This is a genomic window from Methylobacterium persicinum (genome assembly GCF_022179525.1).
Taxonomy (GTDB): domain Bacteria; phylum Pseudomonadota; class Alphaproteobacteria; order Rhizobiales; family Beijerinckiaceae; genus Methylobacterium; species Methylobacterium persicinum.
The window spans coordinates 120,935-135,085 of the sequence record NZ_BPQX01000037.1; the positions used below are offsets into that span (position 1 = coordinate 120,935).

The 14,151-nt window shown below is 69.3% G+C and carries 13 protein-coding genes; 3 read left to right on the top strand and 10 right to left on the bottom strand.

The annotated features are described in order from the left end of the window. Window positions 1-243: 243 nt before the first annotated feature. The 7 genes from MFF22_RS16675 to MFF22_RS16705 form a co-directional block, all read right to left on the bottom strand. Window positions 244-1,035: a WecB/TagA/CpsF family glycosyltransferase gene (locus MFF22_RS16675; protein ID WP_238250100.1), complete on the bottom strand. Its 792-nt coding sequence runs from the start codon at window positions 1,033-1,035 to the stop codon at window positions 244-246. 74 nt (window positions 1,036-1,109) lie between these two features. Further along, a complete protein-coding gene (locus MFF22_RS16680; protein ID WP_238250101.1) occupies window positions 1,110-2,111 on the bottom strand; it encodes an NAD-dependent epimerase/dehydratase family protein in 1,002 nt (333 codons plus the stop codon). Beyond that, window positions 2,108-3,571, bottom strand: coding sequence for an oligosaccharide flippase family protein (locus MFF22_RS16685; protein WP_238250102.1), 1,464 nt, complete (start codon window positions 3,569-3,571; stop codon window positions 2,108-2,110). The genes MFF22_RS16680 and MFF22_RS16685 overlap by 4 nt, the downstream gene beginning before the upstream one ends. Then, a complete protein-coding gene (locus MFF22_RS16690) occupies window positions 3,568-4,932 on the bottom strand; it encodes an O-antigen ligase family protein (RefSeq protein WP_238250103.1) in 1,365 nt (454 codons plus the stop codon). The genes MFF22_RS16685 and MFF22_RS16690 overlap by 4 nt, the downstream gene beginning before the upstream one ends. Before the next feature lie 13 nt (window positions 4,933-4,945). After that, window positions 4,946-7,078, bottom strand: coding sequence for a Wzz/FepE/Etk N-terminal domain-containing protein (locus tag MFF22_RS16695; protein WP_238250104.1), 2,133 nt, complete (start codon window positions 7,076-7,078; stop codon window positions 4,946-4,948). A 412-nt stretch (window positions 7,079-7,490) separates the two neighbouring features. Further along, window positions 7,491-8,462, bottom strand: a complete 972-nt coding sequence (locus MFF22_RS16700) for a glycosyltransferase family 2 protein (protein WP_238250105.1) — start codon at window positions 8,460-8,462, stop codon at window positions 7,491-7,493. Window positions 8,463-8,533: 71 nt separating this feature from the next. Further along, the gene (locus MFF22_RS16705) at window positions 8,534-8,746 is read right to left on the bottom strand and encodes a NepR family anti-sigma factor (RefSeq protein WP_238250106.1); all 213 of its coding nucleotides are present in this window, start codon (window positions 8,744-8,746) and stop codon (window positions 8,534-8,536) included. 547 nt (window positions 8,747-9,293) lie between these two features. On the opposite strand from MFF22_RS16705, the gene MFF22_RS16710 reads away from it, so the two are divergent. Beyond that, entirely contained in the window at window positions 9,294-10,307 is a 1,014-nt protein-coding gene (locus MFF22_RS16710; RefSeq protein ID WP_238250107.1) for an NAD-dependent epimerase, read from the top strand. A gap of 70 nt (window positions 10,308-10,377) precedes the next feature. Beyond that, window positions 10,378-11,664 (top strand): nucleotide sugar dehydrogenase, encoded by a 1,287-nt coding sequence (locus MFF22_RS16715; RefSeq protein ID WP_238250108.1) that lies wholly within the window; start codon window positions 10,378-10,380, stop codon window positions 11,662-11,664. 12 nt (window positions 11,665-11,676) lie between these two features. On the opposite strand, the gene MFF22_RS24700 is transcribed toward MFF22_RS16715, so the two are convergent. Then, window positions 11,677-11,805, bottom strand: a complete 129-nt coding sequence (locus tag MFF22_RS24700; RefSeq protein WP_283206184.1) for a hypothetical protein — start codon at window positions 11,803-11,805, stop codon at window positions 11,677-11,679. Window positions 11,806-12,037: 232 nt separating this feature from the next. On the opposite strand from MFF22_RS24700, the gene MFF22_RS16720 reads away from it, so the two are divergent. Beyond that, on the top strand, window positions 12,038-12,403 hold the full coding sequence (locus MFF22_RS16720) for a c-type cytochrome (RefSeq protein WP_238250109.1): 366 nt from the start codon (window positions 12,038-12,040) through the stop codon (window positions 12,401-12,403). Between the two features lie 135 nt (window positions 12,404-12,538). Here MFF22_RS16720 and MFF22_RS16725 read toward each other — a convergent pair whose 3' ends face one another. Together MFF22_RS16725 and MFF22_RS16730 are read right to left on the bottom strand one after the other, a co-directional pair. Continuing rightward, entirely contained in the window at window positions 12,539-13,057 is a 519-nt protein-coding gene (locus MFF22_RS16725; RefSeq protein WP_238250110.1) for a MarR family winged helix-turn-helix transcriptional regulator, read from the bottom strand. A 138-nt stretch (window positions 13,058-13,195) separates the two neighbouring features. Then, window positions 13,196-14,140, bottom strand: a complete 945-nt coding sequence (locus MFF22_RS16730) for a site-specific tyrosine recombinase XerD (protein WP_283206185.1) — start codon at window positions 14,138-14,140, stop codon at window positions 13,196-13,198. Window positions 14,141-14,151: the final 11 nt, after the last annotated feature.

Genomic DNA, 14,151 nt, shown 5'->3' on the forward strand with positions numbered 1-14,151 from the left:
TCCCGACCCGGTTGATCCGAATGGGGCGTCCATCGCCGCTGCAGTGTTTTCTTTTTCACCCTCGACCTCTTCCTGAGGTTCCGTCGGGACACGACGGCCTCGAAGGAGGAATCCAGGTTCCGCGCGCTCCCTGGATCCCTCCTTCGAGGCCGCTTCGAGGAGCCCCAGAATGACGTCGAAGGGTGGGGAGGAACCAGGGATCCCTCCGTCTTCAGGCGTAGTGTAACCCGGCCACGATGGCGCCTAGGCGGACCGGCGCCGATGCTCCCACACCAGCCGGAAGATCCGCGGCCCTTCGACGAGGTAGCGGCGGGCGAGGCGATTCGGCTCGCAGGCGAGGCGGAACAGCCATTCGAGGTTGAGCGCCCGAACGAAGGCCGGGGCTCGCCGCCGGTCGCCGACGAGAAATTCCAGCCCGGCGCCGATGCACAACCCGATGCCCCGGGCGCGGCCCCGCCGGGCGATGGCGTCCGCCAAGATCTCCTGCTGCGGTGAACCGACGGCCAGGATCACGAACCGCGCCGGCCGCGCCTCCACCGCCTCCACCGTGGCGGCGAGGGCGGCGGGATCCTTCCGCAGGCCCATGGGCGGCCGGATCTGCTCCACGCGGGTCAGACCGCACAGGGCGGCGACCGCCTGAGCCAGACCCTCGCCGCCGCCGACGATCAGGATAGGCGTGTCGGCGGGAAGCTCCGGATGGGTGAGGAGTGCGCTGACGAGATCCGAGCCCGGCACCGCCGGCAGATCCACGGCGCAGGTCCGGGCGAGGAGGGTGAGGATGCGGCTGTCGTTGATGCAGAGCCATGCCTCCCGGTAGAGCCGGGCGATCGCAGGGTCGTCGGCGATCCGGATCATGTGGTCCACGTTGGGCGTAACGAGGTAGCGGAACCGCTCTTCCGCAGGCGCAGCCAGGAGCGCCGCCAACGCGCCGTCCCGGTCGAGCCTGTCGAAGGGCAGGTCGAGGAAGCTCGTGCGCGGCCCCGGTCTCTCCGTGTGAGCCGCCGGGGAAATTGCCGGCTCGGCGATCGTGGACATCCCGTCGTCCTTCGGCTGCGCTCAATGTGTCGCCGCGGCACACCGTGTCCCGATCCGGGGCGGCGGCCGCATGGTCATGCCCGCCCCGTGCAGGTGGCAGGCCAGGGGGCGAGCGCCTCCGCGAGCCCGTCCGTGAGTCGAACGGTGGCGCGAAACCCGAGATCGGTCCGGGCGCGGGCCGTGTCGTACTGGGCATCCCGGGCGAAGAGGCGCAGCTCCCCCGGCGCGGGGACGAGGCGAAGGGACCGGGGAGCGGGCAGGCGCAACCGCGCCAGGGCCTTGGCCGGTCTCGACAGGATGCGCAGGAGCGCGAGCCGGCCCGTGGTCAGGGGAGGGGGGGCAGGCAGGTTGGATTGGCGGGCCAGGGCGGCGAAATAGGCGTTCCAACTCGGCGTGTCGGGACCGACGATGTTGGCGGCCAGGAGGCCAGGCCCCGATCCGGTGAGCGCCGCGAGGGCGCAACGGATCGCAACGGCCACGTCGTCCACATGAACCAGAGCCGCCAGACCCTGTCCGCGCGGGCCGAGGTCGCCGAGGACGCCAGCCCGGATCGCCGCCAGCGGACGGTCCACCCACAGGGCGCTTCCCCGCCCGTAGACGATGCCCGGCCTGAGGATCGCCACCCGTCGCCCCGGACGCGCGGCGACCCAATTCCGCAGCATCGCTTCGCAGGCGCGCTTGGCGGCGCAGTAGGGATCGTCCGGGGCGGCGGTGTCGGGGGGAACGTCCGGCTCTGCGATGCGGCCCTGTGCCGGTCCGTACACGGCGATGGAGCTCAGGAAGACGATGCGGCCGACACCGGCCCGGTCCGCTGCAGCGAGGAGGGCCCGAAGCTGGTCCGGCATCGCCACCGCGTTCCGGCCCGCCGCGTGCACGATGGCGGATGCCCCGGCACAGGCGGGGTCCAGGCTGCGGGCCTCGTCGAGGTCGCACCGCACTGTCCCGTCGTCGGTCGCGCCGTTCGCTGGAAGCCGGTGAAATCCGGCCCTTACCGAGAGTCCCGCCCCGCGAAGCTGAGAAACCGTCGCCCGGCCGATGAACCCGCCCGCGCCGGTGACGAGGATCGGCCCTGTCATCGTGCGCCGGCCAGGGCACCGCGCCCGAGCATCGGCCCGATCCGGTGCACGAGGGACCGGAAGCTCGCCCGGCTGATCAGGAAAAGGAGCGGGATGTAGATCAGGACTCCCGCCGGGACCGCTACCAGCAGAGCCACGACCTGCCCGTGGGATTCGGCGAGGCGGATGCCGATCCAGGCGACGATGACACCCATAGTTGCGGCGGCAAGCCAGACGCCGGAAAGCCGGCGCAGGAGTGGCCAGGGCGAGAGCCCGATCAGCGGACCGTTGACCAGGACGGCGGTGACCGTCAGGGCGAAATCGCCCGCCAGCCGCGCTAGACCGATCGTGGCGGGGGGGAACTCGCTCGTCGCCACGAGGGTCGCGGACAGGGTGACGAGGGCGACCACGTACGACAGCAGCACACTCTGCGGCCGGCCGCTGGCGGACAGGGCGGTCTGCACCACCTGCGACGGGAGGGCGAGGAGGCCGCCGGCCGCGAGAGCCGCCGCGATGGGCTCGGCGGTGGTCCAGCCCGGCCCGGCCATGAGCGGGACGACGAGGGGGCTCACGGCGGCGAGACCCATCATCGTCGGCGCGACCAGGGCGGAGCTTTCCCGGGCGACCTCCGCCGCCGCCTCGCCGACATTCTCCCGCGAGGCGGCACCACCCCGGAAATGCGGGAAACAGAGGTTGTGGGTGATGGCGACGATGGCCCCGCGCACCGGCTCGATGAGGCGCATGGCGATGTTGAGGTAGCCGAGCACCGTCAGCCCGAACAGGGCGCCGACGAGGGTGTTGTAGACGACGTAGGTGGCGTTCTCGACCAGACGGGACGCCAGGACGAGCCCGGCGAAACGGTTGAACCGGCGCAGGCTGCCCCAGGACCAGACCGGCCTGACCGACAGGCGCAGCATCCAGAACAGGCTCGCCGCGGTGGCGAAGACCAGGACGATACGCAGGGTGACGAGGGCCCAGATCCCCGCCCCCGCAAGCCCGAGGGCGATGGCTGCCGCCGCCCCCGCCACGTGGCCGGCGATGCTGCACAGGTTGATGACGTAGAACGCCTTCCGTCGCCGGGCGACGGCCGTGGCCAGGGTCATCGGCCCCTGGGCGAGGAGGAGGAGCGCCGTCACCGGCAGGAGCAGGACGAGGTCGTCGCGCTCGTACACCCGGTCGAGGAGCAGGCCGAGGGGCACGCAGAGCAGGATGAAGCCGAGCGCGGCCACAAGGGACACGGCCAGCACCGCCCCCAGGTCGGAACGGCGGACCACCCTGGCCTGGGCCAGGGCTTCCTCGTACGGCGTGCCGACCGCCATGGAGAAGGCGGTGACGATGGACAGCGTGAGCGCGGTGGCGCCGAAATCGCCCGGCGGAAGGGTCCGGGCGAGAAAGGCGGTCGTGGCGGACAGGATGACGAGGCGGCCCGCCGCGTCGGCCAGGCCGGCCCCGATCCAGCCGCCGATCCGGTGGATCGTCATGTCGGCTCCCGTTCGGGTTCCCGGCGGAAGGCCAGAAGGCTGATGAGGATGGAAACGTTCGCCAACACCTGCCCACGCATCCAGAAACTCGACTCGGTCGCGTTGTGGACCAGCACGACCAGGGCGATCACGAGGTACGTCGCCGCAGCCACGGCATCCGGCCGCCCGGTGCGCCGGGAGAACAGCTTCACGGCGAGCGCCAGGATCGTGAGGATCTGCGCGAGGACGGCGAAGGCGAGGGCGGGCGCGCCGCCCTGCAGGCGCAGGTCGAGGTAGCCGTTATGGGCCTCGTTGATCACCACGTCGGCCCGTTCTCCGATCTTGAGGGTCGCGAGCCAGGAGCCTGGGGGCGCCCGCAACAGGGGGTCGTTGGCATCGCCCACGTCCCAGAACGAGCCGAACCCGTATCCCGTCCAGGGCCGGCGGGCGATCTCGGAGGCGGCGAAGTCCCAGATCTGGGTGCGGCCGGTGAAGCTCGAATCGTTGCCGGGGGTGAGCAGGCCGACGAAATCCCCCCCGAAGGCCGTGACCCCGAGATACGTCACCCCGACGCCTCCGGCGCCCAGGAGGGTGACGAACAGGGCCGTGGCGGGTCCCAGCCGGCGCAGGATCAGCATGCCCGGCAGCAGGGCGACACCGAGCAGGGCGAGCATCATCGATGTCTTGCTCTTCGTGAGCACCAGGAAGCCGAAGGCGGCGAGCGTGAAGGCGAGGCCGGCCAGGATCCGTCCGGGACGGGGGGCGGCGAGGGTCCAGCCGAAGCCGACGATCACCGCGAGCATGGCCACGAGGCCGGCGACGTTCTTCTGTTGATGGTAGCCGCGTACGCCAATCTCGGTGAAGGCGAAGCCGGGATTGAGCGCCGTCACCGCCAGGTCGCCGGCGATGACCACGACGAGGATGCCTGCCATTAGGCCGAGGGTCCGCCGGAGGGGGCCAATCCCCGCCGCGATCGCCAGGGCGATGATGCAGATGAACACCATGACGCTCACCCGCCGAACGGCAATGTCCGGGAAGGCGGCCCAGACAACGCTGGCGCAGAACCAGCCCAGCACCAGCCAGATCGGCCAGGAGCGCATCAGCAGGGGCAGCACCACCCGGCGGCGGCGGACGATCTCCACCAGGGCGATCCCGGTCATCGCGAGCACGGCGAGGCGTTCGTTGGCGTTGCCGTCGCCGGAGGTGATGGCGCTGGCGTCGCTCATCGGCATCACGCCGATGAACATGTAGGCCAGGAAGGCGAGATAGAGGGCAGCCGGGATCACCCGCAGGAGCCATGGCGTGCGCCGGACCCGCGGATGCTGCGCGGCTGAGGTCGCCGGGCCGATCGGGGATGTCAGGCCCTGGAGAGCAGCGGTCACCGGCAGCCTGCTCTCACGCCAGGGCCCCGTTGTCGGCGCCCAGCACGAAGCGCTGCGGCAGCGGGCGGGACCGGGCCGGGGCTGGTACGACGGGATCCGCGCCCTTCACCACGAACAGCGCCCCGGCGATCTTGTCGGCGCTCGACAGCAGGGCGGCGCGGATATCCTCGATGCGTTCATCGGTAGCGACGCCGCTCTCGGCCACGAGGACGATGGCCGTCGCCGTCGCCGCGGAGCGCCTCAGGCGGGTCTCGTCCTGGCCCTCGCCGCCATCGATCACGACGCAATCGTAGCCCTCTTCCCGCTCGACAGCGGTGTCCGCGTTCGCCCGCTCGCTGGCGGCCGTGGCGCAGAAGGGCGGATAACCCTCAACGGTGCAGGAAACGACCCCCGACTGGGGATCCCTTGGGATCATCCAGGTGAGACGGCCCGAGCGGGCATCGCCATCGACGAGCAGCGCCCGCCGGCCACGGGCGGCCTGGGCCAGGACGAGGTTCTGGGCGATGATCGTCGAGATCGGACCGTCCGAGGCGGACACGATGAGAAGCCGAACCTGCCCGTGCTCGGCCGCCTCGTCGAGATAGTCGGCGAGCCGGGTGAGAATCCGCGCGGAGGAGGAGGCGCGGGAGCCGGCCAGCACGGCCACGGTGTCACTGGCCTCCCTCAGGCGTTTGCGCGAGAGGGGCAGGACGCCCAGCACCGGGATGCCTGTCCGGGCGGTGAGGCGCTCTGCCGAATGCAGGCGTCCCCCCCGGCGGTCGAAGAGCACGGCGCCCATGCCGCTGAGCAGCAGGCCGAGAAGGCCCGCCGCTGCCACGAGCAGGGCGGGCTGGAGATCCGCCGACTGGGGATCAGGCTTGGAGGCGCTGACCAGGGAAACGTTCGAGGTGCCGACCGTTTCCTGTTCGAGGAGTTCGCGCTCCCGGCTCAGGGTCTTCTCGTAGACCGAGCGCTGGGCCAGCGCCTCGCGCTCCAGCTGGCGGAGGGTCACGAGGGCGGTGTTGGTCCGGGTCGTGTCGGCTTCAGCCTTGGCGAGATCCCGGGCGATCGCGTCCTCGCGGTTGCGGGCGGCGGCAAGGTCGTTGCGCAGGGTGGCCTGCATCCGCGCCGTCTCGCGGGAAATGGCCGAGCGGAGGCTTCGCACCTGCGAATCCACCTCCATGGCCGCCGGATGGCGCGGGCCGAGCGTGGTGCGCAGGTTGTCCTGCTGCCGGATGACCTCGGCGAGGTTCACCCGGAGCTGCGACAGGGTGGAAGATTCGATCCCGTCCGGGTTCGGCCCGTCCGCCGAGGAGGGGCCCCGGCTGTCGAGGGCCGACACCCGGGCCGCTACGGCCCTGGTCTGCGCCCGGGCCGCCAGAAGCTGCGCGTTGAGATCGGTGATGCGGGCGTTGTTGACCGTCCGCCCATCCTGATCGACCACGCCGATTTCGCGCTTGTACTTTTCCACCGCCTGCTCGGCGGCGATGACGTGCTCGCTCTGCCCCTTCAGGGTGGCGCTGATTGCGTCCCGGGCGCGGACGACGATATCCCTGCGACGGCGCTCGATGTCGTCCACGAAGGCCTGCCCGATCGCCGTGGCGATGCGGGCCGCCTTCACGGGGTCGTTGGCACGCACGGACAGGTTGACGACGAAGCTCTTGCCCTCGCGCTGGTAGGTGGTCTGCTTGCCAAGGATCTTGGTGGCGACGTCCACGGGATTGACCGCCTGGGCGGGCGCAGACAGCCCGATGAGTGCCTTGATGCGGGCGCCGAGGCCGGGCTTCGCCATGTAGGCCGGATCGTCCGTCAGATGCAGATTCTGGACGACTTCCTGCAGCACGGCATCGAAATGCAGGAAGCGGGACTGCGTCTCGATCACCGCGTCGTTCACGTCGGCCGAAGGCGGCTGCGGGACGAGTTCGTTGCTGACGACGTTTAAGCCGCGGGGATCGAGCAAAACCTGCGCGGTGCCGACATAGGTCGGCGTGCGCAGCATCACGACGGGCACCGCCAGGACGATGGCCCCAAGCATGCACAGGGAGATGGCCAGCGCGTGCCGGCGCAGGGACGCGACCGCCTCGCGGATCTCGAGGCGGAACATGTCCCATTCGTCGGGCTCGGGGGCGTAGGCCCCCCGGCTGCTCTCGCGTTCGATCAACTGCATCGACCGGCTTTCCCCGATAGCGCAGCGCCCTGCATCCCGGCTCGGGAACCTCGCACCGGGCGGCTGCCCGGGCGATGCAAGTCGCTGCCCAGCACGATCTGCTCCGAAACGGGACGCGTCCCGATAGGACGATATCCCATGAAACGGCCGCGCGTACCGTTCATGCCGTAACGCGCAGCTGCTTGTCTCGCGTTAAGACGGTGAGCCGAGTCGGTCTCCGACCTGCACACAGCGTTAATATTGTCTTCGTGTTTGGGACGATTTGTGGCGGAGGCAGGAATGTCTGTCCTATAACGCTCGCAAAGACGGCGGCGGAACCCTGCTTGAGCCGGTTCCGGCCGCTCTGCGCTCGGAGAGGAAAAGCGGGTTCCCATTCCCTCCCACCGTCGCCCTGATCCTGAGATAGGGACGATCAGGTGTGCGTCGTGGCCTCGGGACGGCTGAGGGCGGCTGCCTCGGCCCGGTAGAGCGGATAGAGGCGGCGCCAGAGCAGCTTGCCGGCGATGCCGGCTGCACGGATCGCGAAGCTCCGTCCCGGTGCCTCCCGCCGCAGCATCGAAAGACCCATGACCGGCAGCAGGCCAGCCTGGATCAGGAACTTGCCGGCCAACAGGGCTTCTTCGCGCAGGGGATGCGGGCTCGTGCGGATGAGGGTCGCGGCGTAGGCCTGCCCGCCGGCGAAGTGGCGGCGCACGAGATAGCCCGTGCCGCACCGGTGCCGCGGGACGAAATCCGTCGCCCGAGCCTCCGGCAGCCATGCGAATCGTCGCCCGCCCCGGGCGAGGCGGCAGAGCAGGTGGAGATCCTCGCCGCCGCATTGCCCGAAATGGGGATCGAAGGGCTCTGGCCCCGGAAGCGCGGTCGCCCGCCGAAAGATGCTGTTGGCCGTCGACAGTACGAAGCGCTGCGACATCGGTCGCCGCAGGGCGAACAGTTCCTCTCCTGCTGCCTGCGTCCCTTCGCGGGTGAACAGGGTGCGCGCGGCGGGGGTCACCGCCCGGGGGGCCTCGAACCGCGGAAGGATCGGCCCGAAGAAAACGTCGTGGGGGAACCGGGCCAGCCCGTCCAGCACCGCGGCGAGCCAGCCGGCTTGCGTCTCCTGATCGTCATCGAGGAAGGCGACGGCCTCGCCGATGCTCGCCCGGCAGCCGGCGTTGCGGGCCACCGAGATGTTGGCCGGATGCGCCGTCACGTAACGCAGGGGCATCGGGAACCCCGCTGCCGCAGCCTCGACACCGGACCTTGCGGTCTCCCCGTCGCTGTTGTCGACGACGACCACCTCGACGTCCCCGGTCCTGGTTCCGTCCTGGCCTTGCAGGGAGCGCAGGAGTGCGGCGAGCAGAGCCGGCCGTTCGTAGGTGCAGATCACCACGCTCAGCCGCATCGACGGTCCTCCCTCTGCGGGAACGGACTAGCGGCAAAAGCTCACCAAACGGTGAGACCGGGGCGATCTGCTCAGGCGCCGGGGCCGGCGCGGTCCGTTTCGAGCTGTTGCAGCAGTTCGGCCAGCCGCGGATCGATCGGCTCGTCGATGACCGGATCGTAGAGCGCGCGAAGCTCCCGGCCCAGGCGGCGCCGGGTGAACTCGTCGAGCACGGGCGGCTGCGCCGGTACCGGGACGGTACGGATCGTGAAGGCGCCGCCGCGGCGTGGGATCTCGGACATCATCAACAGATCGGGTCTCGCTCGTGCCGCGGCAAGCGCGTGTGTCGAGTTTTGCGCAATAGCGCGAAGTCGCCCAGCGCGAAACTCACGCCGGCTAAAAACTTTCGATCACGTTTTCTCGAAACTTTGGCGGGAATTGAGTGATGCGATCGTCACCGGAGGAAATGCCGCAGGACGATCCAGAGGATCGCCCCCCACACGCAAAACGAAACGAGTGCGACGAAACCCCGGAGAACTGCCAACTCAAGGGCCTTGTCAGGGGCTTGAGGCCTGCCGTCCTGTGACTCTTCGTAGGGATAGCGCCCCTGGGGCCGATCCCCCGGCGTCGGCACGACAATATGGGTCGCCGGCTCCTTGAGCAGGCGGGTCAGGCTCTTGGGCAGCGGGCGGGTCGGCGCGCTCACGGACCGAGGTTAACGCGGATGGTGGGGGATCGTCCATACCGGTTCGTTCCGGTGGGCGAGGGCGTCGCACCGTGATAGGACCGCGTCCACCGGAAACGGGCCCGGCCGCCACTGTCACGGGCCGGCGAGGGGATCTCCGTCCGCGCATGACCGATCCGCGCATTCTGATCACGGGCGTCGCCGGTTTCATCGGCAATCATGTCGCCCACCGTCTGATCGGGGAGGGGCGGGCCGTCACCGGGCTCGACAACGTCAACGCCTATTATGACACCGCCCTGAAGGAGGCGCGGCTGCGCCGCCTGTCCGGGGAGCGCTACGCCTTCCACCGCGTCGATCTCACCGATCTTCCGGCTCTACAGAAACTGTTCCGGGAGGGGCGGTTCACGACGGTAATCCATCTCGCAGCGCAGGCGGGCGTGCGTTATTCCCTCACCGATCCCCACGCCTATTCCGCGAGCAATCTGACGGGCTTCCTCAACGTCCTCGAATGCTGCCGCCACCACGGGGTGGAGCACCTGATCTACGCGTCGTCCAGCTCGGTCTACGGCGCGGTGACGGCGATGCCATTCTCCATTCATCAGAACGTCGACCATCCCGTCAGCCTCTACGCCGCGACGAAGAAGGCGAACGAGCTGATGGCCCACAGCTACAGCTACCTCTACCGGCTGCCGACGACGGGCCTGCGGTTCTTCACCGTCTACGGGCCCTGGGGCCGGCCCGACATGGCCATGTGGCTCTTCACCAGGGCGATCCTGGCGGGCGAGCCCATTGATGTGTTCAACGAGGGCCGGATGCGGCGGGACTTCACCTACGTCGACGACGTGGTCGAAGCGATCGTCCGCCTCGTCGATCATCCCGCCGCCCCCGACCCCGCCTGGGACGGACGGCGGCCCGATCCCGGGACGAGCCTCGCGCCTTACCGCCTCTACAACATCGGCAATTCCGAGCCGGCGGACCTGATGGCGATGATCGGGTTGCTGGAGCGTAAGCTCGGCCGCAAGGCGGAGGTGATCCTGCGGCCCCTCCAGCCCGGCGACGTGCCGGAGACCTTCGCGGACATCGCAGACCTCGCCAGGGATGTCGGCTTCTCCCCTGCCACGCCCCTGGAGACCGGTATCGGTCGCTTCGTGGATTGGTACAGGGACTATCACCGGGCCTGATGGGCGAGCTTGACGGAACGGTGTCCGCCGCCTCCCGTGGCGACGGTATTCGAACGGGCAGGGCGTCGGGATGGGTGGTGGTCGCAGGATCGCGGTGATCGGGCTCGGCTATGTCGGCCTTCCCGTCGCGGTCGCCTTCGCACGGGCGGGATTCGACACGGTCGGCTACGACATCGACCCGGTCCGCGTGGCGGAGATCGCCGCCGGCCGCGACAGGACCGGAGAGGTCGACCCTGCCATCCTGGCCGACCTTCCCCGCCTGTGCGTCAGCGCCGATACCGCAGAACTGAGGGAACGAGATTTCTTCATCGTCACGGTGCCGACACCGATCACCGCGGCCCGGACGCCGGATCTGCGCGCCCTTGAGGCCGCCTCGCGCACCGTGGGCGCGGCCCTTTCCCCCGGTGCCATCGTCGTCTTCGAATCCACCGTCTATCCGGGTGCCACCGAGGAGGTCTGCGCGCCGATCCTGGAGACGACGTCCGGCCTCACGGCGGGGCGTGATTTCGCCCTCGGCTACTCGCCCGAGCGCATCAATCCCGGGGATCGGGAACATGCCCTCGACCGGGTCGTGAAGGTCGTCTCTGCGGGGGACCCGGCAAGCTTAAAGATCGTGGCGGAGACCTATGGCGCCATCGCCCTGGCGGGGATCCATCGGGCGCCTTCGATCCGCGTGGCCGAGGCCGCCAAGGTGATCGAGAACGTCCAGAGGGACGTCAACATCGCCCTGATGAACGAGCTCGCCATGATCTTCGCGCGGATCGGGCTCGATACCGGCGACGTGCTGGAAGCCGCCCGGACCAAATGGAACTTCCTGCCCTTCCGCCCGGGCTTGGTGGGCGGCCACTGTATCGGCGTCGATCCGTACTACCTGACCCACCGGGCCCAGGAGGCGGGGCACCACCCCGAACTCGTCCTGGCCGGCCGCCGGATCAACGATTCCATGGCCGCCCATGTGGTCGGCACCTGCATCCGCCGGCTTCTGCAAAGGGGGCGGCCTGAACCGCGGGTCATCGTGCTGGGCGTGACCTTCAAGGAGGACATCCCCGATATCCGCAACAGCCGCGCCGCCGACGTGGTGCGGGGCCTCATGGATTTCGGGGTGACAGTGCAGGCCGCGGACCCGATGGCCGATGCCGCGGCCGTTCGCCGCGAGCACGGCTTCCCCCTCACGCCCCTCGATACCCTGCGTCCTGCGGACGCCGTGATCCTCGCCGTTCCCCATGCGGCCATCAGGGCGAGCGGTTGGGCCGGGATCGTCCCGCTGCTGACCGGCGGACGAGGCGATGTCCTCGACGTCACCGGTCTCCTCGACCGGGCGAGCGTGCCCGACGGCATCGATCTCTGGCGCTTGTGACGGAGCCCGGGCCTACGACGCCGGCCTCGGCTGGTTCGTAACCGGCGGCAGGGAGTTCGGGCTGTGCCACACGATCAGAAGGCTTCCCACGACGGAGAGGGCCAGGGCGGTGCAGAATAGGAGGAAGATCCAGCGCGGCATGCGGACAGGCTATCACGAATGTCCGACGTTCGCGCCGGGTCGGCTGCCCCGGAACGCCGCCGCCTGCGGCATGGATCCCCTACGGCCCGGTTTCGTGACGTTTCGTGGGAAAAGACGCATCCTCCCGCCGGCAACGGACGTTGCAAGGATTGAGCGTATCAGCTTAGACCTGTTCCAGTCGCGACGGGTGTGCGCCCGCGTGCCGGCCTAAGCCGTAACAAGGAGGAAATTCATGCGTCAGCTCGTTCTCGGTGCCATCCTCGCCGCAATGATCCCCCTGTCGGCCCAGGCCCAGGAGGCCGGCGATCCGGCTGCCGGTGAGAAGGCGTTCGCGCCGTGCAAGGCGTGCCATAACTTCCAGAAGAACGGCGTCGGGCCGGACCTGAAGGGTGTCGTCGGCCGTAAGGCTGGCACCTACGAGGGCTACAACTACTCTGCCGCGCTCAAGAACTCGGGCATCACCTGGGACGAGGCGAATCTGCACGAGTGGCTGAAGAACCCGAAGGCGAAGGTGCCCGGCACCAAGATGATCTTCCAGGGCTACCCCGACGACAAGAAGGTCAGCGACGTCATCGCCTACCTGAAGTCCCAGTCGTAAGCAGCGAGGGCGCCTGGTCCGAAGGGCCGGGCGCCACTGGCCGTCAACGACCAACGCCTGGCCGAGGGCCAGGCGTTTTTGTATCCGTGGCAGGCCTCAAGCCCGGCCGTTTCCCTCGCAAAGGTTCCGCCGGCCTCAGGCCGGATCGTGGCTCCTTAGCCCATCCCTCAGGGAGACGAGGTGCTCGAGCAGGTCCTTGCGGTCCTTGATCGCGAAGCCCGTCATGCCCCCGGCCTCGTCCGGGATACAGGCCAGGATGTCCCTGAGGGCTTCCCCTGCCTCGGTCAGGAAGATGCTGACCTGCCGCTCGTCGGGACGATCGCGGGCACGTCGCACCCGGCCGGACGCTTCGAGCCGCTTCAGCAGAGGCGTCAGCGTGCCGGAATCGAGGAACAGCCGCTCCCCGATCTCTTTCACGGTCAGGCCATCCTCCTCCCACAGCACCATCAGCACGAGGTATTGCGGGTAGGTCAGATCGTGGCGACCCAGCAGGTTGCGGTAGGCGCGCCCGAACGCATGGGCCGCCGCGTAGACCGCGAAGCAGAGTTGGTTGTCGAGCCGTTGCGACTCATTGAGGGCGCCGTGGCGCCTCTCCGGTTCGACCGCCGTTTCGGGCGTCGACGCGCCGTTGCGCCTCAGGGCGGGACCCGCCATTCTCGCTCTAACCCTCCGTCCATCCTCACCGATCGCCGCCGGACCTCGCGTCAGAGACGAAAGGTCGGTTCGCTGATCCATTCCCAAAGTCGATATCTAGACACTTCGTCACGATGGGACAATGAATTCAGTCGGGCCTCAAGTCTCGGCCACCGGATCGTCCATGAGTGGATGCAGATCTCGGACCATCGCCTTCAGGCGATCGTCGAGGACGTGCGTGTAGATCTGCGTCGTCGAGATGTCCGCATGACCGAGCAACTCCTGCACGATACGCAGGTCTGCCCCGTTATGCAGGAGATGGCTGGCGAAGGCATGCCGCAGAACGTGGGGACTGATACGGTCCGTCCGCAACCCCGCGGTGGCCGCGGCATCCTTCAGGTCGCGGGCGAAGGCCTGCCGGGTGAGGTGGCCGCTCTCGCTGTCGGCGGGGAAGAGCCAAGGGCTGTCCTCCGGCACCGCCGGGAGATGGACCGCCATGGCCGCCCGGGCCGCCTCCGTAAGGGGGACGAGACGCTCGCGTCCGCCCTTGCCCTTCACCATCAGGATCCGCGCGTCGGAACTCGCCGCCGACCGGGGCAGGGCCACGAGTTCCGACACGCGCAGGCCGGTCGCGTAGAGCAGCTCCAGCAGGCAGGCCACGCGGCGGGCACGCCTCGCCGGGCCGGGGGCCTGATCGGCGCGGCCGGCCGCGTCCTGCGCGGCGGAAAGCAGCCGATCGACCTCGGCCACCGACAGGACCTTGGGAAGCGGCCGTCCCCGGCGCGGGCCGGCGATGGGGCCGCTCGGATCGGCTTCTGTGACGCCTTCGGCGTAAAGGAACTTGTGGAAGCCGCGCACGCAGGAGAGCCGCCTCGCGGCGGTGGCTGCCGACAGTCCGCGCTGTTCCAGATCGATGACGAAGGCGCGCAGGAGGCCGGCATCGGCCCGGTCCGGGCTGGAGCCGGCGCGGGCGAGGTAGGCGAGGTAGTCGGCGAGGTCCCGGCGGTAGGCTTCGATGGTGTTGGTCCCCGCCCCCCGCTCGGCGGCGAGCATGGCGAGATAGTCGCCGACCTCCGGGGAAATGATGTCCGCCGTCGCGGTCAAGCCAGCCGGCG

Excerpts from the sequence above, each read along its gene's own strand:
- MFF22_RS16675 (WP_238250100.1), bottom strand. The coding sequence starts at position 1,035 with ATGTCCACGATCGCCGAGCCGGCAATTTCCCCGGCGGCTCACACGGAG.
- MFF22_RS16680 (WP_238250101.1), bottom strand. The coding sequence starts at position 2,111 with ATGACAGGGCCGATCCTCGTCACCGGCGCGGGCGGGTTCATCGGCCGG.
- MFF22_RS16685 (WP_238250102.1), bottom strand. The coding sequence starts at position 3,571 with ATGACGATCCACCGGATCGGCGGCTGGATCGGGGCCGGCCTGGCCGAC.
- MFF22_RS16695 (WP_238250104.1), bottom strand. The coding sequence starts at position 7,078 with ATGCAGTTGATCGAACGCGAGAGCAGCCGGGGGGCCTACGCCCCCGAG.
- MFF22_RS16700 (WP_238250105.1), bottom strand. The coding sequence starts at position 8,462 with ATGCGGCTGAGCGTGGTGATCTGCACCTACGAACGGCCGGCTCTGCTC.
- MFF22_RS16705 (WP_238250106.1), bottom strand. The coding sequence starts at position 8,746 with ATGATGTCCGAGATCCCACGCCGCGGCGGCGCCTTCACGATCCGTACC.
- MFF22_RS16710 (WP_238250107.1), top strand. The coding sequence starts at position 9,294 with ATGACCGATCCGCGCATTCTGATCACGGGCGTCGCCGGTTTCATCGGC.
- MFF22_RS16715 (WP_238250108.1), top strand. The coding sequence starts at position 10,378 with ATGGGTGGTGGTCGCAGGATCGCGGTGATCGGGCTCGGCTATGTCGGC.
- MFF22_RS24700 (WP_283206184.1), bottom strand. The coding sequence starts at position 11,805 with ATGCCGCGCTGGATCTTCCTCCTATTCTGCACCGCCCTGGCCCTCTCC.
- MFF22_RS16720 (WP_238250109.1), top strand. The coding sequence starts at position 12,038 with ATGCGTCAGCTCGTTCTCGGTGCCATCCTCGCCGCAATGATCCCCCTG.
- MFF22_RS16725 (WP_238250110.1), bottom strand. The coding sequence starts at position 13,057 with ATGGCGGGTCCCGCCCTGAGGCGCAACGGCGCGTCGACGCCCGAAACG.